This window comes from Mesorhizobium sp. B4-1-1 (assembly GCF_006439375.1).
Taxonomy (GTDB): Bacteria; Pseudomonadota; Alphaproteobacteria; order Rhizobiales; family Rhizobiaceae; genus Mesorhizobium.
The window spans coordinates 118664-141662 of record NZ_VFTH01000001.1; the positions used below are offsets into that span (position 1 = coordinate 118664).

A 22999-nucleotide genomic window follows, 5' to 3' on the forward strand; every position below is an offset into this window, starting at 1 on the left:
TCCTCCAACGATTTCGCATTGCACCATTTTTGTGTTTTACGAAACCGCAGCGGAATTATTTCGAACTCAAACCGAATGTCAAACGAAATATCGCAGATGCGTGAGCCGGCCGTGATATGCGGCTATTCGAGCGCCGTCTCGATAAGCCGGACCTCGGTCTCCTCGCAAATCTTGCGGATCGACGGGATTTCACAACGATCGGTGATGAAGGTATTCACCTGCGAAAGATGGCCGATCCGAACCGGCGCCGTGCGCTCGAATTTCGTCCGGTCGGAGACCAGAATAACGTGGCGGGCATTGGCGATGATGGCCTGCGCAACCTTCACCTCGCGGAAATCGAAGTCGAGCAGAGCGCCATCATGGTCGATCGCCGAGGCGCCGATGACGGCGTAATCGACCTTGAACTGACGGATGAAATCGACGGCCGCCTCGCCGACGATGCCGCCGTCGGAACCGCGCACCACGCCGCCGGCGATCACAACCTCGATCGTGGGATAGATGCGCATCCTATTGGCAACGTTGATGTTATTGGTGATGACCATAAGCCCGTTATGGTCGAGCAGCGCCTTGCTTACGGCCTCGGTGGTGGTGCCGATATTGATGAACAACGAGGCATTGTCGGGAATCAGCCGCGACGCCGCGCTGCCGATCGCCTCCTTCTCGTCGGCGGCAATCTTGCGCCGTGCCTCGTACTCCATGTTCTCGATGCCGGACGGGAACAGCGCCCCGCCATGGATGCGGGTGAGCAGCCGCTGATCGCACAGATCGTTGAGGTCCTTGCGGATGGTCTGCGGTGTCACATTGAAATGCGTCGCAAGGTCGTCGACCAGCACCCGACCATGGTCTTTCGCCATCTGGATGATCTCGGCATGGCGTGGCGAAAGAAACATCGCGCGTCCTCCATTTTCGTTTTTTTCGTCTATATCGGAAAACGAAAGCGAAGAAAAGGGATGAGCCGGCTAACGAAAATCACCCGGTTGCAAAAAGCAAACCCAGTGCGGAACACGCCTGCCGCCTCAGGATGGACGCCGCGCAATCTCGATTATGACGTCGAACGCCGCGTCGACATCGGCTGCCGTCGACTCGAATTGCCCCGCCTGAAAGCGGATCCCCACACGCCCATCGACCCGCGTTTGCGTCAGGTAAATGCGGCCATCGGTGTTGATGGCATCGACGAGGCGAAGATTGTGCTCGTCCGGATCGATGCCTGGTGCCGCGCGATGCCGGAACGAGAAAAGCGACAGCATCGGCTCGCTGCTGAGCTCGAAATCCGCCTCCCTGGCCAGCCGCGCGGCAAGCCCTTCGCTCCAGGCGACATGGTTTCTTATCATGTTGCGCAACCCTTCGAGACCGTGGGCACGCAGCAGGAACCAGAGCTTGAGCGCCCGGAAACGGCGCCCGAGCGGCACCGACCATTCCGAATAGTTGATGATGCCGTCATGGCCTCGGGTCTTCAGATAGTCCGGCTTGATCGCCAGCGTGCGCACCAGGTCTTCCGGCTGACGTACGAACTGGATCGAGCAGTCGAACTGCGCCCCCAGCCACTTATGCGGATTGAAGACGACGGAATCGGCGCCCTCGATGCCGGTCCAGAAATGCCGGTATTCCTGGCAGATCATCGCCGATCCGGCCCAGGCGGCGTCGACATGCAGGTAAAGCCCGTGCCGCTTCGCGACCGCGGCCACCGCCGCGATGTCGTCGGTTCCGCCGGTGCTGGTGCCGCCGACGCAGGCGATGATGCCGGCCGGCAGCAACCCCGCTTCGCGATCGGCGACGATCGCCGCTTCGAGCGCCGCCGTGTCCATGGCGCGAAAACGTCCGCCGACCGGGATGCGGACGAGGTTTTCCTCGCCGATGCCGGAGACCCATATCGCGCGGTCGATCGAGGTATGGACCTGGTCGGAGGAGTAGACGCGAAGCTTTGCCTGCCCGGCCAGCCCCTTTTTGTTGCCCTCCCAGTCGAGTGCGCGCTCGCGCATTGTCAGCACCGCCGCAAGCGTCGCCGACGAGGCCGAATCCTGGATGACGCCGGAAAAGCCCTCGGGCAGGCCGAGTGCCTGGCGCATCCAGTCGACGATGCGCGTCTCGAGCTCGGTCGCCGCCGGCGAGGTCTGCCACAGCATGCACTGCGCAGCCATCGCCGAGACCAGATATTCCGCCACGACCGACACCGGCGCCGCATTGGCCGGGAAATAGGCGAAGAAACGCGGGTGCTGCCAATGCGTCATGCCCGGCACGATCTTTTCTTCGAAATCGGCGAAGATCTTGTCCATCGGCTCGGGCATTTCGGGCGGCGAAACCTCGATGCTCCTGAAAACCTCGCCCGGCGCGATCGCCGGCCGCACCGGACGATCGCGTAGGCCGGCGCGGTAATCGGAGCCCCAATCGGCTGCCCGCCTCGACCAGTCGCGGAATTCCTCATTGTCCATAATTTCCTCCCAGCTGCCGCCCATGTCGGCTAACCGAACCGCTCTCAACTTTTGATTAACATGTTAAATATATTGAGGCAACGGCTGGATCGCAGGGCCCTACCCCGGAAAATCCGGCAGGTTTGAAAAGGCCAATTTCAGCGCGTTGGACCAGCCATCCGAAATGGTGCGGTAGTAAGGATCGTCATGGCCGATCCGCCGGTTCAGCCCCACCTTGAACGCATCCTGTTCCATGAACAGAAGATCGAGCGGCAGCCCGACCGAAAGGTTGGATTTCAGCGTCGAGTCGAAGGATACCAGCAGCAGCTTCACCGTCTCCGCCAGGCTCATTGTCCGGTCATAGGCTCGGATGATGATCGGCTTGCCGTATTTCGTCTCGCCGATCTGGAAGAAGGGCGTGTCGTCGGTCGATTCGATGAAATTACCTTCCGGATAGATCATGAACAGCCTGGGTGGGCTGCCCTTGATCTGGCCGCCGAGGATGAAGGAAGCATTGAAATAGGAGTCCGCCTTCTCACCGTCGGGCGACGCATGCGCGATCGCTTCCTTGACCGTATCGCCGACCAGCCGCACCGTCTGGTACATGGACGGCGTCTCGAGCAGCTTCCCATGGCGGTCGCCGACCGCCTTGTTGCGCTCGTCGAGCAGGCTGACGACGGCCTGCGTCGTGGCAAGGTTGCCCGCCGACATCAGCACGATGAGGCGCTCGCCGGGTTTTTCCCACATATGCATCTTCTTGAAGGTCGATATCGAATCCATGCCGGCATTGGTGCGCGTGTCCGACATGAACACGAGCCCGCGATCGATCTTGAGGCCGACGCAATAGGTCATGGTCGCTCTTCTGCTAACGATTCCGGCGCAGATTACTGCTCTACCGTGACGGTCACGGCAAGCTTCTCTTGCGCCTGCCCCAGCAATATCCCCGACACCGGCGAGGCATCGCGATAGTCGCGTCCCGTCGCCACCCGCACATAGCGTTCGTCGGGAGAGATACCGTTCGCCGGGTCGAAGGCAACCCATCCGAGCCCGACGACATAGGCCTCGGCCCAGGCATGGCTTGCCGCCTGCTCGACGGCAGCATCCATCATCAGGTAGCCGCTGATATAGCGGGCGGGAAAACCAAGCGCGCCCGCCGCGGCGATGAAGATATGGCTATGGTCCTGGCAGACGCCCGATTTCAACGCGAGCGCCTCCTCCGCCGGCGTCACGACGCTGGTGGTGCCCGGCCTGTAGGCGACGCGTTCGCCGATAGCGCCCATCAGCCGGTGCAGTCGCTCGATCTCGATGCCCTGTCCGACCGCGCCGGCCAATTCGCGGATGCGCTCGCCGGCAGTGGTGAGCTGCGTCTGCTGTGCGAACAGCCAGAGCGGCGCAAAGCCCTGATGTGGGCCCGTCACGCCCGCCGTATCATGTGTGGTCACATCTCCGGCGGCCTCGACGGTGATCGAGTTCTGGCCGCTCTCGGCGCTCACCAGCCGCGTGTCGTTGCCGAAATGGTCGGTGAAGCGCACCTCCTCGCGAGCGCCCTCGACCTTGATCGCCCAAGAGTCGACGGTCTGCGTACGCCCGCTGGAAGGCAGCAGGCGCAGCCGCTGCAGCAGATACTGCACCGGCTGATCGTAGCGGTACTCGGTGCGATGGGTGATCTTGAGCCGCATAGCGCTCGCCCTCGGCTGTGCTCAATAGAACCGGTAGTCCTGGGCGATCTCGTCGCCCAGCCTGGTGTTGTCGCGAATGAACTCTGCCAGGAACTCGTGCAAGCCGTGGTCGAATATGTCCTTGATCGACCCTCTCTTGAGCAATGCCTGGATCTTCTCGGCCGTGGCATGGCAGGCATGGTGCTCGCCATAGTCGTCGGCGAGGAATTTCAGATGCTCGCCGAGGAAGCGGTAGCAGAAGGTCAACGAGCGCGGCATGCGCACGTTGAGGATCAGATAGTCGGCGATGTTCGTCGGCTTGTAATCGGCTTCGTAAACCCAGCGATAGGAGCGGTGCGCCGACACCGAGCGCAGGATCGACTCCCATTGATAGTTGTCCAGCGTCGAGCCGACCCAGGACAGCGAAGGCAACAGCACATAATATTTCACGTCGAGGATGCGCGCCGTGTTGTCGGCGCGCTCGACATAGGTGCCGAGTTGCGAGAAATCGAAAATCTCGTTGCGCAGCATCGTGCCGTAGAACGAACCGCGGATCAGCGCCGTCTCGCGCTTGATGGCATCGAGCACCGTCGGCAGGTCGCGTTCGTCGATCGGCCTCGCCAGCATGCGCTTCAGCGACATCCAGGCTTCGTTGATGCTTTCCCAGGTCTCGCGCGTCAGCGCCGTGCGCACCATGCGGGCATTGTTGCGCGCCGTCTCGATCGACGACATCGTGCTTGACGGGTTCGACGTGTCGCGCAGCAGGAAGTCGGAGACGTTGGCCGCGGTGTAGTCCTGGTACTTCCGGCTGAAGGTGATGTCCGAGCCGGCGCTGAGCAGCACCGAGTTCCATTCCTCCGAAGCGCTCTGCGTGCGCGTCAGCGCCATGCGCAATCCCGCGTCGACCAGGCGCGCCATGTTTTCGGCCCGCTCGATATAGCGGTTCATCCAGTAGAGACCGTTTGCGGTGCGGCCGAGAAGCATGTCAGGCCCTTCGGGTTAGCGAATAGTGAGTAGTGAGTAGTGAGTAGTGAATTTTCGAACTTCGACCGAATGTGGCATTGCTCTTTCCCCTACTGACTACTGACTATTCACTACTCACTGCTCACTCATCTCAATCATCCAGCACCCAAGTGTCTTTCGTGCCGCCGCCTTGCGAAGAGTTCACCACCAATGAGCCTTGCTTCAGCGCGACACGCGTCAAGCCGCCCGGCACGATCTGGATGCGGTCGGACACCAGCACATAAGGCCTGAGATCGACATGGCGCGGCGACAGGCCCTTCTCCGTCAGGATCGGGCAGGTCGACAGCGCCAAGGTCGGCTGGGCTATGTAGTTCGAGGGCTTCGCCTGCAGCTTCTTGGCAAACTCCTGGCATTCCTTCTTGGTCGCCGCCGGGCCGACCAGCATGCCGTAGCCGCCGGAGCCGTGCACTTCCTTGATGACGAGCTCGCCGATGCGCTCGAGCACATATTTGAGGCTGTCCGGCTCCGAACAGCGCCAGGTCGGGATGTTGCCGAGGATCGCCTTGCGGCCGGTGTAGAACTCGACGATCTCCGGCATGTAGGAATAGATCGCCTTGTCGTCGGCGATGCCGGTTCCCGGCGCGTTGGCGATGGTGATGTTGCCGGCGCGGTAGACATCCATGATGCCGGGCACGCCGAGCGCGGAATCCGGCCGGAAGGTCAGCGGATCGAGGAAGTTGTCGTCGACGCGCCGGTAGAGCACGTCGATCTGCTTGTAGCCCTCGGTCGTGCGCATCGCCACATGGCCGTCGACGACGCGCAGATCCTGCCCTTCGACGAGTTGCACGCCCATCTGGTCGGCGAGGAAGGCGTGTTCGAAATAGGCCGAGTTGTAGGAGCCAGGTGTCAGCACCGCGATGGTCGGCGCGCCCTTGCTGCTTTGCGGCCGCACCGCGGCGAGCGACTGGCGCAAAAGCTGCGGATAGTTCTCGACCGGCCGGACCTTGATCTTCTGGAACAGCTCCGGAAAGAGCTGCATCATCGTCTCGCGGTTCTCCAGCATGTAGGAGACGCCGGACGGCGTGCGGGCATTGTCCTCCAGCACATAGAACTCGTTCTCCGAGATGCGGACGATATCGACGCCGATGATGTGGGTATAGACGCCCGCCGGCGGCCTCACCCCGATCATCTCAGGCAGGAAGGCCTCATTCTTCGCGACAAGCTCCCTCGGCACGCGCCCGGCGCGCAAAATCTCCTGGCGATGGTAGATGTCGTCGAGAAAGGCGTTCAGCGCCTGCACGCGCTGCTCGATGCCTTGCGTCAGCCGGCGCCATTCCTGGCCGGAGAGGATGCGCGGGACGATGTCGAAAGGGATCAGCCGCTCGGAAGCTTCCTGCTCGCCATAGACGGCAAAGGTGATGCCGGTCTTGCGGAAGACGCGCTCGGCGTCCTGCATTTTCTGGGTAAGCCTGGCTGGGTCCTGCTCCTTCAGCCAGCGATCGTAAGCCTCATAAGGTCTTCTCAATCCGGAGACTTCCGGAAGCATTTCGTCGAACGCTGCCAATCACGTACTCCCCTCTGGACCATTTCACTGGCCTCGCCGGAGAAAATCAAGCGCAATCGGTGATTTAAGACGCGATGGCGGCCGCTCTATGCGAATTGCCTAAATTTAAGGCATGAACGGCAAGGCCGGATCAGTTGCTGCTTCCCGGCGGGGCATCGCCAGTCCGTCAAAACGCCCGGAAGGTCACGATCGTGAAGGTGTCCTTGATTCCAGGCAGAATCTGCACCCGCTCGTTGACGAAGTGGCCAACGTCTTCCTCGTCGTCGATATAGAATTTGGCGAGCAGGTCGTAATTGCCGGCGGTCGAGTAGATTTCGGAGGCGATCTCGGCATCGGCAAGCGCGCTGGCGACCTCATAGGACTTGCCCAGGTCGCACTTGATCTGCACGAAAAATGCCTTCATTGCCCGGTCCTGCCAGCCTGCTTCACGATTAAGCGGCCCTTGTGGCAGACTGCCGCCCGGCTTTCAAGCATCAGCCGGCGCGCGCCGTTCTTAACGACCGCCCAAGCAGGGCGCTCCGGCGTCGAAAGGGCGAAATCTTGCGAAGGGATGAAACCGCCGGGCATCGAAGCGCGTATGTTAGATTGCATTCGCCAAACGAGTTCCGGGAGGCAGGCCATGCGCCGCGTATTGTTCGCACTAGCTCTTGTTCCGATGTGGATAGCCTCGCTTGCCTTTGCCGGCGATGACGAGATCAAGACCGCGCAGGCAGTCATCGACAGCCAGTTGAAAGCCTTCATCGCCGATGACGGCGCCACGGCCTACAGCTTCGCCGCGCCGAACGTGAAACAGATCTTTCCGACCGTGGATACCTTCATGAACATGGTGACGAACGGCTACGCGCCGGTGCGCAAGCCGCGGTCCTATTCCTTCGGCAAGGTCGAGCAGACCGGGCCGGGTTCGATCGTCCAGCAGGTGCTGATCGTCGGGCCCGACGGCAAGGATTATGAAGCGGTCTATACGCTGCAGCAGCAGGCGGACGGCAGCTTCAAGATCACCGGCTGCAGCCTGCGGGCCTCGACTTCGGTCAGCACCTGAGCCCGCTTGGCATGATCGCTCAATCCCGGCGGCTATACAGTGTCCAGCCCAGGCCGGAGAGGCCCCAGAAGGTCGAGGCTGCGGCTCGTTCGTAGGCAAGCGCGCAATCGAAATCCACGCGCTCGGGCTGCTTTTGGGGATCGCCTTCGAGAATGAGCCACTCCGCGCGCCCGGCACAAATCTTGTCCTGGGTGACGAGCGATGCCTGGCGGCCCATGCGCATGGCGAAATAATCGACCACCATGCCGGTGCGGAAATCAGCGTTGGTGGCATATGTGGCGGCGCCGCTCTTTGTCATCTCGCCCACCATGTCGGAATAGGAACCGCGCCCATGCTCATAGAAACGGACCAGCAACGCCGCGTTGCCGCCCGCTACAAGCATGAGCATCCCGGCGGCACAAAGCCTTCTCGTACCGCCGGCGTCGAAGCCGCGTCCGATCATGTCTCCGGCCCAAAGCAGCAACAAGGCTCCGCTGACGATGAAATAGCGCGGGAATTCAACATTCGGCAGATGCGCCACCGCCATCAATGCGGGCAGCCCGACGATGCCGATGGCATAGAGACTGGCCCGGCGATCGCGCGAGACGCCTGCATATGCCAGAACCAGGACGCAAACGATCGCGACGCATGTCCAGTCGCCGATCCAGTCCGGCAGGCCGAAAAGATAGCGGATCATTCCACCATAGCCGGCGGCGAACCTCTCAAGCGAGAAAGACGAAAACCCGCCGACATTGAAGCTGAACAATCGCGCGCCCACCAGTATTGCCGTGGCGAGCGGAAGCACGGCAAGGAAAGCAGGCAGGAAGGCCTGGATAACCTCCCGGTTGACGACAATCAGGCTGCGGCTGCGTCGCCAGCTTAGCCACATCGTCCAGGCCGCGAGCACCGCTACCGTTTCGGTCATCGTCAGATGGGAAAGGAAGCCAAGCAGAATTGCGACGGCAAAGGCGGCGCCGTAGAGACCACGCTTGTCGAACCAACGCTCCAGAAGAGCCACGGCAACGAGTGTGAACAGCACCAGGCCGGCATAGCCACGCGCCTCCGAGCCGTAGTGAACCATCGGGTAGCTCACTGCGAACAGGAACCCCGACGCAACCATGGCCCAGCGTCCCCGCGATATCGCCGCGGCCACGATGACGGTGCATGCACCCAGCGTTATCGACAGGCCGCGCTGGACGAGTGGCGCGGCATCGGGGCCGACGACATACTGATATATCGAGTTGAGGAAGTGATTGTTGTCGTGGTTTATGCGCCAGAATATCTGGTCGACCGACGTCAGGGGCCTCAGCAGCGTTATGCTCCAGATCTCGTCATGCCAGAGATCGCCGCGCGCGCCGAGCAGACGCAAGGTCAGGCCGGTAAGCACGAGCCCCGAAATTACAAGTAATAGACTGTGGCTCCATCGCCGGGTCGCCGCCGATCCAGGCCGGTCAACATTAGCCATTGCTACATTATCGTCAACGATCGACGCGTCTATTTTTACCAAAGTCGTGCCGCCCTTTGCCTCGATATGGCAAGGGATACTTACTCTTCATCTGATTTATGAAAAGTTTTCCGACGGCTTCTCGGATCAAAGGACCGGGATATCGCCCCTCGCCCAGCCTTCGGTGATCTCGGCGGCGCGCGCTTCAAAAGCCTGCGCCTCGATGGCCGCCCGGATGTCCTGCATCAGCCTCTGATAATAGGACAGGTTGTTCCAGGTGAGCAGCATGGCGCCGAGCGCTTCCTGCGAGCGCACCAGGTGATGCAGGTAGGCGCGCGAATAATCGCGCGCGGCCGGGCAGTCGCTTTCTTCGTCGAGCGGTCGCGGATCGTCGGCATGACGGGCGTTCCTGAGATTGACCTTGCCGCGGCGCGTGTAGGCAAGGCCGTGCCGGCCGGCACGCGTCGGCATCACGCAGTCGAACATGTCGATGCCGCGCGACACCGATTTCAGGATATCGTCCGGCGTGCCGACGCCCATCAGGTAGCGCGGTCTGTCGGCCGGCAGTTCCGGGCAGGTGATGTCGAGCATCTCCAGCATCACTTGCTGCGGCTCGCCGACCGCCAGCCCGCCGACGGCATAGCCTTTCAGGTCCATCGCCTTCAGCGCCTGAGCGGAGCGCACGCGCAAGGCCGCGCTGTCGCCGCCCTGGACGATACCGAACATCGCCTTGCCCGGCTGGTCGCCGAACGCCGTCTTGCAGCGCTCGGCCCAGCGCAGCGACAATTCCATCGCGCGCTCGATCTCCTTCGGCTTGGCCGGAAGTGCGGTGCATTCGTCGAGCTGCATCTGGATATCGGAATCGAGCAGTCCCTGGATCTCGATCGACCGTTCCGGCGACATTTCGTAAGGCGCGCCGTCGATATGCGAGCGGAAGGTGACGCCCTGTTCGGTCAGCTTCCGGAGCTTCGACAGCGACATCACCTGGAAGCCGCCGCTGTCGGTCAGGATCGGATATGGCCAGCGGGCGAACTCATGCAGGCCGCCGAGCCGGGCCACACGCTCGGCGCCGGGGCGCAGCATCAGATGGTAGGTGTTGCCCAGGATGATGTCGGCGCCGACGCCACGCACCTGGTCCATATACATGGCCTTGACCGTGCCGCCGGTGCCGACCGGCATGAAGGCCGGTGTGCGGATCTCGCCGCGCGGCATCGAGACCAGGCCGCGCCTGGCCTTGCCGTCGCCGGCAAGCACCTTGAAGGAAAAAGTCTCAGCCATTGAATTCCTTGTCGTGCACCGGCGCGCCGGGCGCCTGCTCGTCGAGCGACTGCCGGTAGCGGATGCAGCCGCGCATGAATTTCGGCCATGGCGGCACGGCGATCGACGGCTCGGTCCTTTCCGGCAAAAGGTCCCAGAGGTCGGGGTGATGCCAGCACAGATCATGCCCGGTCGTGTCGCGATGCGCGCGGATGCCGGCGCGCAGCTTCTTCACTTCCGCGATCAGGACATCGCGGTCCATGCCGTCGAGATCATCGTCCATCGCTCGTCTCCGCTCGGAAAAGCAGGCTGGCATCGCCGTAGGAGTAGAACCTGTAACGGTTCTCGATGGCATGCGCATAGGCCGAGCGCATCGTCTCCAGCCCGCTGAAGGCCGAGACCAGCATGAACAGCGTCGAGCGCGGCAGATGGAAATTGGTCATCAGCATGTCGGCCGTACGGAAGCGATAGCCGGGTGTGATGAAGATGTCGGTAGTCCCGGACCAGGGCTCGATTCTGCCGTCGCTGCGGGCAGCACTTTCCAAAAGCCGCAACGATGTCGTGCCGACGCAGACGATCCGCCCTCCCCGTGCCTTGGCCGCGTTGAGCGCCGCCGCCGTTTCCGGGCTCACCGAGCCGGTCTCGGCATGCATCTTGTGATCGGCCGTGTCGTCCGCTTTCACCGGCAGGAAGGTGCCGGCGCCGACATGCAGCGTGACGAAGCGGCGCTCGATGCCCTTGGCGTCCAGCGCGGTAAACAGCTCCGGCGTGAAATGCAGGCCGGCGGTGGGGGCAGCGACCGCGCCCTCTTCCCGGGCATAGATGGTCTGGTAGTCGGCGCGGTCGCGCTCGTCGTCGTCGCGCTTCGAGGCGATATAGGGCGGCAGCGGAATATGGCCGACGGCGTGCAGCGCCTCGTCGAGGAACGGCCCGGAAACGTCGAAACCGAGCAGCGCCTCGCCCGCCTCGCCCTTTTCGAGCACCGTGGCGTCGAGCTGGCCGAGGAAGCAGGAATTACCGTCATGGCCGAAATGGATCCGGTCGCCCGCGGCGATGCGCTTGCCCGGCCGCATGAAGGCCTGCCAGCGGTCCGGCGCCACCCGCATATGCAGCGTCGCCTCGACCTGCGCCACCGCCTCGTCGCGCTTGCGCATGCCCCTGAGCTGCGCCGGGATGACCTTGGTGTCGTTGAACACCAGCACGTCGCCTTCACGCAGCAGTGACGGCAATTCGCCGACAAGGCGGTCTTGCGGCGTCTCGCCCGTTTTGACGACCAGAAGCCTGGCGCTGTCACGCGGCTCAGCCGGGCGAAGCGCGATGCGCTCTTCCGGCAGGTCGAAGTCGAACAGGTCGACGCGCATCAGTAGAGCCGGATGAGCAGCGCCCCGGCAAGCAAGAGCACGGCGCCGGCGACGCGGCCAAGCGAGATTTCGCGCACCGCCACGCCGAGGAAGCCGGCACGGTCGATCAGCATGCCGGCGATCAGCTGGCCGGCGACCAGGAAGGCCATCAGCGCCGCGGCGCCGATACGTGGCGTGAGGATCGTCGACAGCGTCACATAGAAGCCGCCGAGCATACCGCCGGCGACGAACAGCCATGGAGCCGGCGCCTTCCAGTCGAGCTCGATGCCCTGCAGCTTCACCACCGAGATGGAGATGATGCCAAGCACGATGGCGCCGGACAGGAAGGAGAACGCCGCGGCGGCCACCGGAAGGCCGAGGCCGCGCGCCAATTGCGAATTGATCGGCGCCTGGATGGCGATGAAGGCGCCGGACAGGATGCCGAGCAGGGACCAGACAGCGCCCATCATCGTTCCGCCCTTACTTGACGTCTGCCGCGACTTTGAGCGAGACGATCTTGTCGGGATCCTGCACAGGCTCGCCGCGCTTGATCTTGTCGACATTCTCCATGCCTTCGATGACCTGGCCCCACACCGTGTACTGGCGGTTGAGGAAGGCGGCATCGTCGAAGCAGATGAAGAACTGCGAATTCGCCGAATTCGGGTTCTGGGCTCTGGCCATCGAGCAGGCGCCGCGTCCGTGATTGGCGTTGGAGAATTCGGCCTTCAGGTCCGGCTTGTCGGAGCCGCCCATGCCCGCGCGCGACGGCGCATAGGTGGGCTTGCTCGAATTGCCGAACTTGACGTCGCCGGTCTGCGCCATGAAGCCGTCGATGACGCGGTGAAACACCACGCCGTCATAGGCGCCTTCGCGCGCCAGCTCCTTGATGCGGGCAACGTGGCCGGGCGCCAATTCAGGATACATTTCGATGACAACCTGTCCCTTGGTCGTTTCCAGGATGAGCGCGTTCTCGCGGTCCTTGATCTCAGCCATGTCACAAAAATCCTTTTGAAAATGAGGGGGTTATTTGCCGTCGGCGGCGATGCGAACCTTGATCATGCGGTCGGGGTCGGTGACCGTTCCGTTGTCGGCCTCGTCGCCCTTCTTGATCTTGTCGACGAGGTCCATGCCGCCGACGACCTTGCCGACGATGGTGTACTGGCCGTCGAGGTTCGGCGCCGGCGCGAACATGATGAAGAATTGCGAGTTCGCCGAATTCGGATCCTGCGAGCGGGCCATGCCGATCACGCCGCGCGTGAACTGCTCGCTCTGCGAGAACTCGGCCGGCAGGTCGGGAAGATCGGAACCGCCGGTTCCGACGGCTTCGGGGTTGAAGCCCTTCTTCATATTGCCGAATTTGACATCGCCGGTCTGCGCCATGAAGCCGTCGATGACGCGATGGAAGGCGACGTTGTCATAGGCGCCGTCGCGCACCAGCTTCTTGATCTGCGCGACATGCTTGGGCGCCAGGTCGGGACGCAACGCGATGGTCACATCGCCGTCCTTCAGCGTGATGATCATGGTGTTTTCCTTGTCGGCGGCGACGGCCGGCATGGATGCCGCGAAAAGGCCGGCAAGCACGACGAGGAACGAAGCGAGCTTCTTCAGCTGCATAGGAATCTCCGGGAAAGCCTATTTGGTGAACTTGGCGGTGAGCGCGCCGGCGACGGCCGCTGGCACGAAAGGATGGATGTCGCCGCCCATCGACGCAATCTGGCGCACAAGTGTGGCGGTAATGGTGCGCACGGACGGGCTGGCGGGCAGAAAAACCGTCTGCAACTCCGGCGCCATCGTCTCGTTCATGCCCGCCATCTGCATTTCGTAATCGAGATCGGTGCCGTCGCGCAGCCCCCGGATCATGATCGAGGCGCCGTGCTTTCGGGCCGCCTCGATAACCAGTCCGTCGAAGGAAACGACCTTGATGCGACCGCCGTCGCGGCCGAACTCGGCCTTGGTTGCCGCCTCGATCAACTCAACGCGTTCCTCGAAGGAAAACAACGGCTTCTTGCCCGGATGAATGCCAATCGCCGCGTACACGGTATCGGCCACCGCCAGCGACGCTTTCAGCACATCGAGATGGCCGTTGGTCAGCGGGTCGAAGGAGCCGGCATAAAGGGCGGTGCGTTCGGTCATGGCAGGCTTCTAGCGAGCCTCTCGAACAAAGGCAAATCCCATCGATTGCCCGGCCGTGAACCTTTTCGCGCCGATGAACGACAGATGAATGCGACGATCACGAACGTTTCACGCAGCGTTCACTAAGTTGCCGCTTCAAGGGATGAAACCAAATCCCCATCTCATCGTTGTAAGTGCAGGAGAACACGCAAATGCTGATCTACATGCTCGCCACTGCAATGACTATTGTGATGCTCATCGCCACCGCATTCGGGTTGCATCAGGAAGCAGCGCGGGTACGCGTCAAGGCCAACACCAAGCGGCTCGATGGTTTCGCCCATCGCAACGTTTACCGCCGCCATTGATCCCTCCATGACCGGGCCGGCCAAAGGGCCGGTTAAGCCGGGTGAAGCTTATTCGCTTCCGCTCATATCGTCCGCGCCGGTCTCGCTCGAAGACACCTCCTCGACCTCATCGTCGCCCTGCGGCTCCGAAATCCGCTCCACCGACACGACCTTCTCGTCTTCGGCCGTGTTGAAGATCGTCACGCCTTTGGTGGCCCGGCTGGCGAAGCGTATGCCGTTGACCGGCACGCGAATGACAGTGCCGCCGTCCGAAACCAGCATGATCTGATCGTCATTGCCGACCGGGAAGGTCGCGACCAGGCGCCCGATCTCAGCTACCTTCGACACATCGGTGGCGCGGATGCCTTTGCCGCCACGGCCCGTCAGCCGGAAATCGTAGGAAGACGAGCGCTTGCCGTAGCCATACTCGGTCACCGTCAGCACAAGTTTTTCATGCGCCTTGAGGAACTCGTAGCGCTCTTCGGAAAGCTCGGCTTCCTCGCCGATTTCCTCATTGGTGAGCGCAATCTCTTCCTCCTCGGCCGCGCCGCCGGCGGCAAGCCGGCGCTCGGCCGCGGCACGCTTCAGATAGGCGGCGCGCTCGGCGGGTGACGCATCGACATTCTCGATGATCGACATCGAGATGATGCGGTCCGTCTCGGCCATGGTTATGCCGCGCACGCCGACGGAATTGCGGCTCTGGAAGACACGCACATCGGAGACCGGGAAACGGATGCACTGGCCGGAATTCGCCGTCAGAAGCACATCGTCATTGTCGGTGCAGGTCTCGACGCCGAGGATCTCGTCGCCCTCTTCCTCCAGCTTCATGGCGATCTTGCCGTTGCGGTTGACCTGGACGAAGTCGGACAGCTTGTTGCGGCGCACGGTGCCGCGCGTGGTCGCGAACATAACGTCGAGCTCGCCCCAACTGGTTTCGTCCTCCGGCAGCGGCATGATCGTCGTGATACGCTCGCCCTGCTCGAGCGGCAGCATGTTGATCAGCGCCTTGCCGCGCGATTGCGGGTTGCCGATCGGCAGCCGCCAGACCTTCTCCTTGTAGACGATGCCGCGCGAGGAGAAGAACAGCACCGGCGTGTGCGTGTTGGCGACGAACAGGCGGGTGACGAAATCCTCTTCCTTGGTCGACATGCCGGAGCGGCCCTTGCCGCCGCGGCGCTGCGCCCGGTAGAGCGAGAGCGGCACGCGCTTGATGTAGCCGGAATGGCTGACGGTGACGACCATGTCCTCGCGCTGTATCAGGTCCTCGTCTTCCATATCCGAACCGCCGTCGGTCAGCTCGGTGCGGCGCGGTGTGCCGAACTCGTCACGGACCGCGATCAACTCATCCTTGACGATCTGCTGGATGCGCGCGCGCGACGACAAAATATCAAGGAAATCAACGATTTCAGCGCCGATCTGGTTCAATTCGTCGGCGATCTCGTCGCGGCCGAGCGCCGTCAGGCGCTGCAGGCGCAGATCAAGGATGGCGCGCGCCTGTTCCTCGGACAGATTATAGGTTCCGTCCTCGTTGATGCGGTGGCGCGGATCGTCGATCAGCTGGATCAGCGGAGCGACGTCGTGTGACGGCCAGCGCCGCTCCATCAACTGCTCGCGCGCCGTCTGCGGATCCGGCGCGGTGCGGATCAGCTTGATCACCTCGTCGATATTGGCCACGGCGATCGCCAGGCCGACCAACACATGCGCCCGCTCGCGCGCTTTCCGCAGCAGGTATTTGGTGCGGCGGCTGACGACTTCCTCGCGGAAGCCGACAAAGGCCTTCAGCATGTCGATCAGCGTCAGCACTTCCGGCTTGCCGCCGTTGAGCGCCACCATATTGGCGCCGAACGAGGTCTGCAGCGGCGTGAAGCGGTAGAGCTGGTTGAGGACGACGTCGGCCACGGCGTCGCGCTTCAACTCCACGACGACGCGGTAGCCCTGGCGGTCACTCTCGTCGCGGATGTCGGAAATGCCCTCGATGCGCTTGTCGCGCACCAACTCGGCCATCTTCTCGATCATCGAGGCCTTGTTCACCTGATAAGGAATCTCGGTGACCACGATGGATTCGCGGTCATTGCCGCGCTGCTCGATCTCGACGCGACCGCGCATGACGATCGAGCCGCGGCCCGTCGAATAGGCGTTGTAGATGCCCGAACGGCCAAGCACGATGCCGCCGGTCGGGAAATCCGGACCGGGCACGATCTCCATCAGCGCCGTCAGATCGATCGCCGGATTGTCGATGAGAGCGATGGCGCCGTTGCAGACTTCGACGAGATTGTGCGGTGGAATGTTGGTGGCCATGCCGACGGCGATGCCGCCGGAGCCGTTGACCAGAAGGTTCGGGAAACGCGCCGGCAGCACCTTGGGCTCGCTGCCGGACGCATCGTAAGTATCCTGGAAATCGACGGTTTCCTTGTCGATGTCCTCCAACAGTTCATGCGCGACCTTGGTGAGCCTGGACTCGGTGTAGCGCATCGCCGCCGGCGGATCGCCGTCGATCGAGCCGAAATTGCCCTGACCGTCGATCAGCGGCACGCGCAGCGACCAGTCCTGCGCCATGCGCACCAAAGCATCATAGATCGAAGCGTCGCCATGCGGATGGTATTTACCCATCACGTCGGCGACCGGGCGGGCCGACTTCACATATTTGCGATTCCAGTGGTAGCCGCTCTCATGCGAGGCATAGAGGATGCGGCGATGCACCGGCTTCAGGCCGTCGCGCACGTCGGGCAGCGCGCGGCTGACGATCACGCTCATGGCGTAATCGAGATAGGAGCGCTGCATCTCCTCGATGATCGAAATCGGCTCGATGCCGGTGGGGCCGCCGTCCGGCCCGCGCGGTGTCTTCTGGTCGGTCAAATCAGGTCACAATCCAGTCGGGAATCACTGCATGCTTATATAGGAAGCCTTGCCGAAACTCCAATGTCGGCCGGACTTTTCCAGAGACAATTTTGATGGTAATTTCAAATGGATACCGCTGATTGCGACGATATGGCCACAGTCGTTTTCGCCGTCGTGCGGCAAGGTCGGCGATGGATCGGGCAAAAACCGCAAGCGCAATGAACCTGGCCTCATGGTTGCCTTTGCGGGCGCTGAGCGGCTGGAGTGTCAGAGACCTCAACGGCGATCTGGCGGCCGGCATCACGCTGGCCGCGATCGCCATTCCCGAGCAGATGGCGACGGCGCGCCTCGGCGGTTTCGCGCCGGAGATCGGTTTCCTTGCTTTCGTCGCCGGCTCGGTCGCCTTCGCGCTGTTCGGCGCGAACCGCCATTTGTCGGCCGGGGCGGATTCGACGATCACGCCGTTGTTTGCCGGCGGGCTGGCGCTGATCGCCACATCCGGCTCGCCGCATTATCTGGCGCTGGCGGCCATGCTGGGGCTGATGGTGGGGCTGCTGGTGACGCTCAGCGGCGTTTTCCGTCTCGGCTGGATTGCCGATCTCCTGTCCGTGCCTGTCACGACCGGTTTCCTTGCCGGCATTTCCGTCCATATCATCGTCTCGCAACTACCTTCTTTGCTCGGCCTGCCGGCGGAAAGCGGCGAGACGGTTCGACGCGTCGGTGAAATCGCTGCCAATCTTCATCTCACCAATCCATGGAGCCTTGCGCTCGGGCTCGGCGTGTTCACCCTCGTCTTCGTGTCGGAGCATATCAGCGCCCGGATCCCGGCGGCGTTGATCGGTATGGTTCTGGCGACGTTTGCAGTCATCGCCTTCGACTTGAAGAACCGGGGCGTCGAAGTGCTCGGCGCCTTGCCGAACGGGTTGCCGGCCCCGGCTATGCCAACCGCCGACTTCCAGGACGCGCAGGCGCTTGTCCCGCTCGCGCTGCTGATCGCCATCGTCGTCATGGTGCAGACCGCGACCACCAGCCGCTCCTTCGCGCCGCGGGACGGCGACGCGCCCGATATCAACCGCGACTTCGTCGGCGTCGGCGCGGGCAGCATCCTGGCTGGGCTGTTCGGCGCCTTTGCCGTGAACGCCAGCCCGCCGCGCACGGCCATCGTCGCCCAGACGGGAGGTCGTTCGCAGCTGTCGGGCTTGATCGCGGCGGCCATCGTGCTCGCGCTCGGCGTTTTCGGCGGCGGCCTGCTTGCCAACGTGCCGCAGGCCGCTTTGGCCGGGGTGCTGATGTTCGTGGCCCAGCACATCCTGCGCTGGCAGGTGTTCGCCAAGGTCTGGCGCCAGGCGAAAGTCGAGTTCGCGCTGATCCTGATCACCATGATCGCCATCGTCGTGCTGCCGATCGAAACCGGCGTCGCGATCGGCATCGGCCTGTCGCTGCTCTACGGCATCTGGGGCTCGACGCGCACGGAGCCGATCGCGCTGGCGCAGGTACCGGGAACCTCGGTCTGGTGGCCGCCGAGCGATTCCAGCGCCGGCGAGCAGCACCCGGGCGTGCTGGTGGCGGCGTTCCAGGCGCCGCTTTCCTTCGTCAACGCCGACCGTTTCAAGCGTGGCCTGAGCGACCTGATCGACGCCAGCGAGGGCGTGAAGCTGGTGGTGCTGGAAGCCAGCAACATCGTTGAGATCGACTACACTGCCGCCCAGGCGCTGATCGATACCATCCGCCATTGTCGCGCCAAAGGCGCGGTCTTTGCTATCGCTCGCATGGAATCGCTGCGCGCCCAGGCGGCGCTCAAGCGGTTCGGCATCGCCGAAATTGTCGGCACGCAACGGATCTTCCACAGCGTCGATGCGGCGATCGAATCACTTGGTCCAGGGGAAACCGCAGCAGCAAAAACAGGATGACGCGCCATGATCGACCCCCGCGAACCCATTGTGACCCCGGTCCCAGTCGAGGAACTGAGGCCGACCCAGATCACGGTCGGCATGAGGGAAGTCGCGTTGAAGCGCCAGATGATCCGGGCGCAGGACGCCAAGAAGAAGACCGGTGCTTTTCTCGGCAGGCACATGGTGCCGGTCGTGCTGGGCCCCAAGAACCGAAACTACGTCACCGATCATCATCATCTCGCCCGCGCCCTGCTCGAGGAAGGCGTCAAGGACGTGCTGGTGACAGTGATCAGCGACCTGTCCGCGCTCGACAAGGACGCGTTTCTCTTCGTGCTCGACAATCGCGGCTGGATGCACCCGTTCGACGAGAACGGCCGGCGCCGCGACTACGCGGCGATCCCAAAGACGATCGACGAGCTGGTCGACGATCCTTACCGGAGCGTGGCGGGCGAACTGCGCCGTCTCGGCGGCTTTGCCAAGGACACGACGCCGTTCAGCGAATTCATCTGGGCGGATTTCCTGCGCCGGCGTATTGACCGCAATGCGGTTGCGAAGAACTTCGACAAGGCGATGAAGGATGCCTTGGCGCTCGCCAGGAGCAAGGACGCGGACTATCTGCCTGGCTGGTGCGGCCCGACATCGGATTGACGGCGTATCCGACCGACGCGGATTTTGCTAGCCAATGCGGCGGGCGCGATAGGCGCCGGGAGCTTCCCCCATCTCGCGCCGGAACCGGCGGTTGAAGGTCGACAGATCGTTGAAACCGGCGTCGAAAGCGATCGTCGAGATCGCGGCATTTGACGTGCGCAATTGCACCGCGGCGCGGTGCAGCCTCGTCCTCAGCAGGAACTGGTAGGGCGTCATGCCGGCGACGTGCCGGAACGTGCGCAGGAAATGAAACGGGCTGGTCGCCGTGCCGTCGGCGAGCTCGGTCAGCGACAATGGTCGTTCGGCATTGAGTTCGATCAAGCGCACCGCCTCCGCAACGCGTTTCTGGTCGCGGCGGCTGGGCGTCCGGGCAGTCGTGGAAGACCCGGTCGCGGCCGCGGCGACCGCGCCGGCCATGCGCAGGCCGAGCTCTTCGAATGCGTCGCCGGCGCACGTTTCCCGTGCCGCTTCCGCCTCGGCCAACAAAGGCGCCAGCGCCGGCAAGGGCGGCAAGCGCGGATCGGCGAAGCCCAGTCGCTTCGCGCCCGGCAGTTCGGCCACGACGCGCTCCAGATAGGCCGGCGAGAAATGGAAGGAGAGGCAGCGGTCGCCGGCGCCGTGCTCATGCCCGCATTCGTAGCAGGCGCCGGGATTGCCGAGCAGGATGGCGCCCGGCGCCAGCATTGCCGTGCCTTGGCTCGTGCGATAGCGGAACGTGCCCCTGGTCACCGCCGCGACGCAGAAGCTCGGATGCTCTTCCTCGAACGGCCTGTCGCCGGCGACTGCCGTGCAGATCACGTCGGACACCTGCCAGCCATGTCCGCAAGCCAGAGTTTTCTGCGCTGTGGTCATGGCTGAAGGATAGCAATTTTTCCCAAGCGAAGAACCCAGCCGTACCGCTATTGCTCGGCCTCTCCTGACAAACGAGGCAGCAACAATGACCGATCCCTTTGCCGAGGCCCTGCACAGCGACGGCCCCACCCCGGATCTCGCCGAAAAGCTGAAGCTCTATGGCCGCTTCATCGGCGCCTGGACCTTCGACGCTACGCGCATTCTCGAGGATGGCATCAGGCTGACAGGGCGCGGCGAGGTGCATTTCGGCTGGGTTCTCGAAGGCAGGGCCGTGCAGGACGTCTGGATCCTGCCTGCGCGCGACGCCGGCCCCTCCCCGTCGCTCGGGCCATGGACCTTCTACGGCACGACGTTGCGCGTCTACGATCCCGGTGCCGACGCCTGGCACATCTTCTGGAGCGATCCGCGCAACCAGTATTACAGCCGGCAGCTCGGCCGCGCCGAGGACGACACCATCGTCCAGGTCGGCGCCGACGGCACCGGCGCGTCGGTGCGCTGGAGCTTTTCGCGCATCACCGGGAACTCGTTTCGCTGGCTCGGCGAACGCTCCCATGACCACGGCTTGACCTGGCGCATGGAGGTCGAATTCCTGGCCCGCCGCATGACTCCAGCCTGAGCGATCAACCAATTGTAATCATGGAGGAAACAATGCTTGATCATGTCTCGATCGGTGTCCGCGACGCCGGCGCTTCGAAACGCTTCTACGATGCCGCGCTCGAGCCGCTCGGCTATTCCTGTCTCAGCCAGTCGCCCGGCTCCCTCGGTTACGGCGCCCAAACAGTCCAGCTTTGGGTGAACGACGCCGAACGGCCGGTACCGGCCGAAGCGGAGTCTGGCTTGCATTTCTGTTTCTCGGCGTCGACGCGCGCCAGCGTCGACGCCTTTCACGCCGCGGCATTGCATGAAGGCGGGAAGGACAACGGCGCGCCCGGGCTCCGGGCGGCCTATGGGGACAACTACTACGCCGCCTTCGTTATCGACCCGGACGGCTACCGCCTGGAAGCCTTTTGCGGCAGGCCCGAATAGCCGGCTGTTTTCCCCTTCCGCGCTGTTTCCAGCGCCCTGGCTTTGCTCTACCAATTGAAAGCTCGGGCTTCGCCCGGTGGGAGGGGACCAGCGATGCCGAGCTTCGACAGCCTGTTCAACGCCTTCGTCACCATCCTGGTGACCATCGACCCGCCCGGGCTGGCGCCGCTCTTTCTGGCCGTGACACGCGGCATGAACCGCGAGGAGCGTCAGCAGGTCTCGGTCCGTGCCTCGGTCATCGGCTTTCTGGTGATGGCGCTGTTTGCCGTCGCCGGCGCCTCGATCCTGTCGGTGTTCGGCATCACGCTGCCGGCCTTCCGCGTCGCCGGCGGTTTTCTCTTGTTCTTCATCGCCTTCGAGATGGTTTTCGAGCGCCGCCAGGACCGCAAGGAGAAGATCGGCGACGTCGCCATCACCAGGGACATGATCCACAACATCGCCGCCTTCCCGCTGGCGATCCCGCTGATCGCCGGCCCCGGCGCCATTTCGGCAACCGTGCTCTTATCGGGACATTTCGAGGGCTTTGCCGCCCAGGCAGCGCTGGTCAGCATCATCTTCCTCTGTCTCGTCATCACCTATCTGGTGTTCGTGCTGTCGGAACGCATCGACCGCATCCTCGGCCAGACCGGCCGCTCGATCCTGACCAGGCTCCTGGGCGTGATTCTCGCGGCGCTCGCCGTACAGTTCGTGGCCGACGGTGTGAGGGCGCTGATGGCCGCTTGAGCAGTACCCTACTGCCTACTGCCTACTGCCTACTGCCTACTGCCTACTGCCCCCGTTTCGACCACTTCAAAATCATGCGTGATGGTCGCCGTCTTCGCCATCATGGCGCTGGCCGAGCAGTATTTCTCGATCGACAGATCGATCGCGCGTTTCACCTTGTCGTGCGACAGGGCGCGGCCCTTGACGATGAAATGCATGTGGATGCGCGTGAACACTTTTGGATCGGCCTCGGCCCGGTCGGCGTCGAGTTCGACCACGCAATCCTCGACCGCCTCCCGGCCCCTCTCGAGGATGTGCACGACGTCATAGCCCGAGCAGCCGCCGGTACCGATCAGCACCAGTTCCATCGGGCTCGGTCCCGGCGTCTTGCCATCAGGCCCTTGCGCGGTGCCTAGCACGACCTTATGGCCGCTGCCGGATTCGCCGACGAAGGTGCGTTCCTCGACCCATTTGACGCGTGCTTTCACGTTGATCTTCCTTACGAGGTTCCTGCCGCCCTACTGTCCGAACACGACGGCATGCATGATCCGGCCGGGCAGAAGCGTGAAGATGCCGGCGCCGACCAGCGCGAGCAGATAGAGCTTGATCATGGCGCCGCGATGCGCGGTTACCTTATGCGTGTGCGCATACCAGGTCGCCAGGGCACGGTAACCAGCACCAGGATTGACAACAGAGGGATCGGGCTGAACGGACCGACGAGCCGGATCTGCTGGATCCAGAAACTGGATATGGCGATGGCCAGCATCAGCGTCACCCAGGCATAACCCATCACCCGGTGCCGCGTATTGCCCTTGGGCAGCGCCAGCTGGGCGCCGCCCACAGCGAGCGCGGCGAAGGCCGCGAATGCATGCCATGGAATGGGAGGAGGCGCCGACAGAAGCGGTCCGAGCGACATCGCGCCTTCCCTTCAGA

The 22999-nt window shown here is 63.1% G+C and carries 25 protein-coding genes and 1 pseudogene; 7 read left to right on the forward strand and 19 right to left on the reverse strand.

Going from position 1 to position 22999, the window contains the following annotated elements; all coding sequences use genetic code 11:
* Positions 1 to 122: 122 nt before the first annotated feature.
* The 7 genes from FJW10_RS00615 to FJW10_RS00645 all read right to left on the reverse strand — a co-directional run bounded on the left by FJW10_RS00615 (position 123) and on the right by FJW10_RS00645 (position 6996).
* Positions 123 to 890 (reverse strand): DeoR/GlpR family DNA-binding transcription regulator, encoded by a 768-nt coding sequence (locus tag FJW10_RS00615; protein WP_140897631.1) that lies wholly within the window; start codon positions 888 to 890, stop codon positions 123 to 125.
* Between the two features lie 126 nt (positions 891 to 1016).
* Positions 1017 to 2429, reverse strand: a complete 1413-nt coding sequence (locus FJW10_RS00620) for a pyridoxal-dependent decarboxylase (RefSeq protein ID WP_140897633.1) — start codon at positions 2427 to 2429, stop codon at positions 1017 to 1019.
* A gap of 99 nt (positions 2430 to 2528) precedes the next feature.
* Positions 2529 to 3260 carry a peptidase gene (locus FJW10_RS00625; RefSeq protein ID WP_140897635.1) on the reverse strand — a complete coding sequence of 244 codons (732 nt, stop codon included), beginning with the start codon at positions 3258 to 3260 and terminating at the stop codon, positions 2529 to 2531.
* 32 nt (positions 3261 to 3292) lie between these two features.
* Positions 3293 to 4087 (reverse strand): transglutaminase family protein, encoded by a 795-nt coding sequence (locus FJW10_RS00630; protein ID WP_140897637.1) that lies wholly within the window; start codon positions 4085 to 4087, stop codon positions 3293 to 3295.
* Between the two features lie 21 nt (positions 4088 to 4108).
* Complete coding sequence (locus FJW10_RS00635) at positions 4109 to 5050, reverse strand: alpha-E domain-containing protein (RefSeq protein WP_140830129.1); 942 nt, start codon at positions 5048 to 5050, stop codon at positions 4109 to 4111.
* Between the two features lie 130 nt (positions 5051 to 5180).
* On the reverse strand, positions 5181 to 6593 hold the full coding sequence (locus tag FJW10_RS00640; RefSeq protein WP_181177361.1) for a circularly permuted type 2 ATP-grasp protein: 1413 nt from the start codon (positions 6591 to 6593) through the stop codon (positions 5181 to 5183).
* Positions 6594 to 6759: 166 nt separating this feature from the next.
* Positions 6760 to 6996: an Lrp/AsnC family transcriptional regulator gene (locus FJW10_RS00645; RefSeq protein ID WP_040995065.1), complete on the reverse strand. Its 237-nt coding sequence runs from the start codon at positions 6994 to 6996 to the stop codon at positions 6760 to 6762.
* 216 nt (positions 6997 to 7212) lie between these two features.
* Between FJW10_RS00645 and FJW10_RS00650 the strand changes: the two genes are divergently transcribed.
* Positions 7213 to 7632 carry a DUF4864 domain-containing protein gene (locus FJW10_RS00650; RefSeq protein ID WP_140897639.1) on the forward strand — a complete coding sequence of 140 codons (420 nt, stop codon included), beginning with the start codon at positions 7213 to 7215 and terminating at the stop codon, positions 7630 to 7632.
* Positions 7633 to 7651: 19 nt separating this feature from the next.
* On the opposite strand, the gene FJW10_RS00655 is transcribed toward FJW10_RS00650, so the two are convergent.
* From FJW10_RS00655 to coaD, 8 genes are all read right to left on the reverse strand, one after another.
* Entirely contained in the window at positions 7652 to 8998 is a 1347-nt protein-coding gene (locus tag FJW10_RS00655; RefSeq protein ID WP_140897641.1) for a hypothetical protein, read from the reverse strand.
* Positions 8999 to 9202: 204 nt separating this feature from the next.
* Positions 9203 to 10333 carry a tRNA guanosine(34) transglycosylase Tgt gene (gene tgt / locus FJW10_RS00660; RefSeq protein ID WP_140897643.1) on the reverse strand — a complete coding sequence of 377 codons (1131 nt, stop codon included), beginning with the start codon at positions 10331 to 10333 and terminating at the stop codon, positions 9203 to 9205.
* Positions 10326 to 10595, reverse strand: a complete 270-nt coding sequence (locus FJW10_RS00665; RefSeq protein ID WP_140830137.1) for a hypothetical protein — start codon at positions 10593 to 10595, stop codon at positions 10326 to 10328. Before FJW10_RS00665 ends, tgt begins: the two co-directional genes overlap by 8 nt.
* Entirely contained in the window at positions 10585 to 11673 is a 1089-nt protein-coding gene (gene queA / locus FJW10_RS00670) for a tRNA preQ1(34) S-adenosylmethionine ribosyltransferase-isomerase QueA (protein ID WP_140897645.1), read from the reverse strand. The genes FJW10_RS00665 and queA overlap by 11 nt, the downstream gene beginning before the upstream one ends.
* Entirely contained in the window at positions 11673 to 12122 is a 450-nt protein-coding gene (locus FJW10_RS00675) for a DMT family transporter (protein ID WP_140830141.1), read from the reverse strand. The genes queA and FJW10_RS00675 overlap by 1 nt, the downstream gene beginning before the upstream one ends.
* Positions 12123 to 12132: 10 nt before the next feature.
* On the reverse strand, positions 12133 to 12645 hold the full coding sequence (locus tag FJW10_RS00680; protein ID WP_140653014.1) for a peptidylprolyl isomerase: 513 nt from the start codon (positions 12643 to 12645) through the stop codon (positions 12133 to 12135).
* Between the two features lie 30 nt (positions 12646 to 12675).
* Positions 12676 to 13206 carry a peptidylprolyl isomerase gene (locus tag FJW10_RS00685; protein WP_246672319.1) on the reverse strand — a complete coding sequence of 177 codons (531 nt, stop codon included), beginning with the start codon at positions 13204 to 13206 and terminating at the stop codon, positions 12676 to 12678.
* A gap of 78 nt (positions 13207 to 13284) precedes the next feature.
* Positions 13285 to 13785 (reverse strand): pantetheine-phosphate adenylyltransferase, encoded by a 501-nt coding sequence (gene coaD, locus FJW10_RS00690; RefSeq protein ID WP_140830145.1) that lies wholly within the window; start codon positions 13783 to 13785, stop codon positions 13285 to 13287.
* A gap of 191 nt (positions 13786 to 13976) precedes the next feature.
* On the opposite strand from coaD, the gene FJW10_RS00695 reads away from it, so the two are divergent.
* A complete protein-coding gene (locus tag FJW10_RS00695) occupies positions 13977 to 14129 on the forward strand; it encodes a hypothetical protein (RefSeq protein ID WP_095765297.1) in 153 nt (50 codons plus the stop codon).
* A gap of 48 nt (positions 14130 to 14177) precedes the next feature.
* Here the strand turns inward: FJW10_RS00695 and gyrA are convergent, their stop codons facing one another.
* On the reverse strand, positions 14178 to 16964 hold the full coding sequence (gene gyrA, locus FJW10_RS00700) for a DNA gyrase subunit A (RefSeq protein ID WP_140897647.1): 2787 nt from the start codon (positions 16962 to 16964) through the stop codon (positions 14178 to 14180).
* A gap of 200 nt (positions 16965 to 17164) precedes the next feature.
* On the opposite strand from gyrA, the gene FJW10_RS00705 reads away from it, so the two are divergent.
* Both FJW10_RS00705 and FJW10_RS00710 read left to right on the forward strand, forming a co-directional pair.
* Positions 17165 to 18856, forward strand: coding sequence for a SulP family inorganic anion transporter (locus tag FJW10_RS00705; RefSeq protein ID WP_140897649.1), 1692 nt, complete (start codon positions 17165 to 17167; stop codon positions 18854 to 18856).
* A 6-nt stretch (positions 18857 to 18862) separates the two neighbouring features.
* The gene (locus tag FJW10_RS00710; protein WP_140897651.1) at positions 18863 to 19486 is read left to right on the forward strand and encodes a ParB-like protein; all 624 of its coding nucleotides are present in this window, start codon (positions 18863 to 18865) and stop codon (positions 19484 to 19486) included.
* Positions 19487 to 19513: 27 nt separating this feature from the next.
* Here the strand turns inward: FJW10_RS00710 and FJW10_RS00715 are convergent, their stop codons facing one another.
* The gene (locus tag FJW10_RS00715; RefSeq protein ID WP_140897653.1) at positions 19514 to 20338 is read right to left on the reverse strand and encodes an AraC family transcriptional regulator; all 825 of its coding nucleotides are present in this window, start codon (positions 20336 to 20338) and stop codon (positions 19514 to 19516) included.
* A gap of 85 nt (positions 20339 to 20423) precedes the next feature.
* On the opposite strand from FJW10_RS00715, the gene FJW10_RS00720 reads away from it, so the two are divergent.
* The 3 genes from FJW10_RS00720 to FJW10_RS00730 all read left to right on the forward strand — a co-directional run bounded on the left by FJW10_RS00720 (position 20424) and on the right by FJW10_RS00730 (position 22087).
* Positions 20424 to 20954 (forward strand): hypothetical protein, encoded by a 531-nt coding sequence (locus FJW10_RS00720; protein ID WP_140897655.1) that lies wholly within the window; start codon positions 20424 to 20426, stop codon positions 20952 to 20954.
* 32 nt (positions 20955 to 20986) lie between these two features.
* Positions 20987 to 21364: a VOC family protein gene (locus FJW10_RS00725; protein ID WP_140782851.1), complete on the forward strand. Its 378-nt coding sequence runs from the start codon at positions 20987 to 20989 to the stop codon at positions 21362 to 21364.
* 93 nt (positions 21365 to 21457) lie between these two features.
* Positions 21458 to 22087, forward strand: a complete 630-nt coding sequence (locus tag FJW10_RS00730) for a MarC family protein (RefSeq protein ID WP_140897657.1) — start codon at positions 21458 to 21460, stop codon at positions 22085 to 22087.
* Between the two features lie 29 nt (positions 22088 to 22116).
* Here the strand turns inward: FJW10_RS00730 and FJW10_RS00735 are convergent, their stop codons facing one another.
* Together FJW10_RS00735 and FJW10_RS00740 are read right to left on the reverse strand one after the other, a co-directional pair.
* Complete coding sequence (locus FJW10_RS00735; protein WP_140897659.1) at positions 22117 to 22554, reverse strand: OsmC family protein; 438 nt, start codon at positions 22552 to 22554, stop codon at positions 22117 to 22119.
* Positions 22555 to 22584: 30 nt separating this feature from the next.
* A pseudogene (locus FJW10_RS00740) lies at positions 22585 to 22982 on the reverse strand (DUF2306 domain-containing protein).
* Positions 22983 to 22999 lie beyond the last annotated feature (17 nt).

Coding starts and splice junctions, on each gene's coding strand:
- FJW10_RS00615 (WP_140897631.1), bottom strand. CDS start 890: ATGTTTCTTTCGCCACGCCATGCCGAGATCATCCAGATGGCGAAAGAC.
- FJW10_RS00620 (WP_140897633.1), bottom strand. CDS start 2,429: ATGGACAATGAGGAATTCCGCGACTGGTCGAGGCGGGCAGCCGATTGG.
- FJW10_RS00625 (WP_140897635.1), bottom strand. CDS start 3,260: ATGACCTATTGCGTCGGCCTCAAGATCGATCGCGGGCTCGTGTTCATG.
- FJW10_RS00630 (WP_140897637.1), bottom strand. CDS start 4,087: ATGCGGCTCAAGATCACCCATCGCACCGAGTACCGCTACGATCAGCCG.
- FJW10_RS00635 (WP_140830129.1), bottom strand. CDS start 5,050: ATGCTTCTCGGCCGCACCGCAAACGGTCTCTACTGGATGAACCGCTAT.
- FJW10_RS00645 (WP_040995065.1), bottom strand. CDS start 6,996: ATGAAGGCATTTTTCGTGCAGATCAAGTGCGACCTGGGCAAGTCCTAT.
- FJW10_RS00650 (WP_140897639.1), top strand. CDS start 7,213: ATGCGCCGCGTATTGTTCGCACTAGCTCTTGTTCCGATGTGGATAGCC.
- tgt (WP_140897643.1), bottom strand. CDS start 10,333: ATGGCTGAGACTTTTTCCTTCAAGGTGCTTGCCGGCGACGGCAAGGCC.
- FJW10_RS00665 (WP_140830137.1), bottom strand. CDS start 10,595: ATGGACGATGATCTCGACGGCATGGACCGCGATGTCCTGATCGCGGAA.
- queA (WP_140897645.1), bottom strand. CDS start 11,673: ATGCGCGTCGACCTGTTCGACTTCGACCTGCCGGAAGAGCGCATCGCG.
- FJW10_RS00675 (WP_140830141.1), bottom strand. CDS start 12,122: ATGATGGGCGCTGTCTGGTCCCTGCTCGGCATCCTGTCCGGCGCCTTC.
- FJW10_RS00680 (WP_140653014.1), bottom strand. CDS start 12,645: ATGGCTGAGATCAAGGACCGCGAGAACGCGCTCATCCTGGAAACGACC.
- FJW10_RS00685 (WP_246672319.1), bottom strand. CDS start 13,206: ATGCCGGCCGTCGCCGCCGACAAGGAAAACACCATGATCATCACGCTG.
- coaD (WP_140830145.1), bottom strand. CDS start 13,785: ATGACCGAACGCACCGCCCTTTATGCCGGCTCCTTCGACCCGCTGACC.
- FJW10_RS00695 (WP_095765297.1), top strand. CDS start 13,977: ATGCTGATCTACATGCTCGCCACTGCAATGACTATTGTGATGCTCATC.
- FJW10_RS00705 (WP_140897649.1), top strand. CDS start 17,165: ATGAACCTGGCCTCATGGTTGCCTTTGCGGGCGCTGAGCGGCTGGAGT.
- FJW10_RS00710 (WP_140897651.1), top strand. CDS start 18,863: ATGATCGACCCCCGCGAACCCATTGTGACCCCGGTCCCAGTCGAGGAA.
- FJW10_RS00715 (WP_140897653.1), bottom strand. CDS start 20,338: ATGACCACAGCGCAGAAAACTCTGGCTTGCGGACATGGCTGGCAGGTG.
- FJW10_RS00720 (WP_140897655.1), top strand. CDS start 20,424: ATGACCGATCCCTTTGCCGAGGCCCTGCACAGCGACGGCCCCACCCCG.
- FJW10_RS00725 (WP_140782851.1), top strand. CDS start 20,987: ATGCTTGATCATGTCTCGATCGGTGTCCGCGACGCCGGCGCTTCGAAA.
- FJW10_RS00730 (WP_140897657.1), top strand. CDS start 21,458: ATGCCGAGCTTCGACAGCCTGTTCAACGCCTTCGTCACCATCCTGGTG.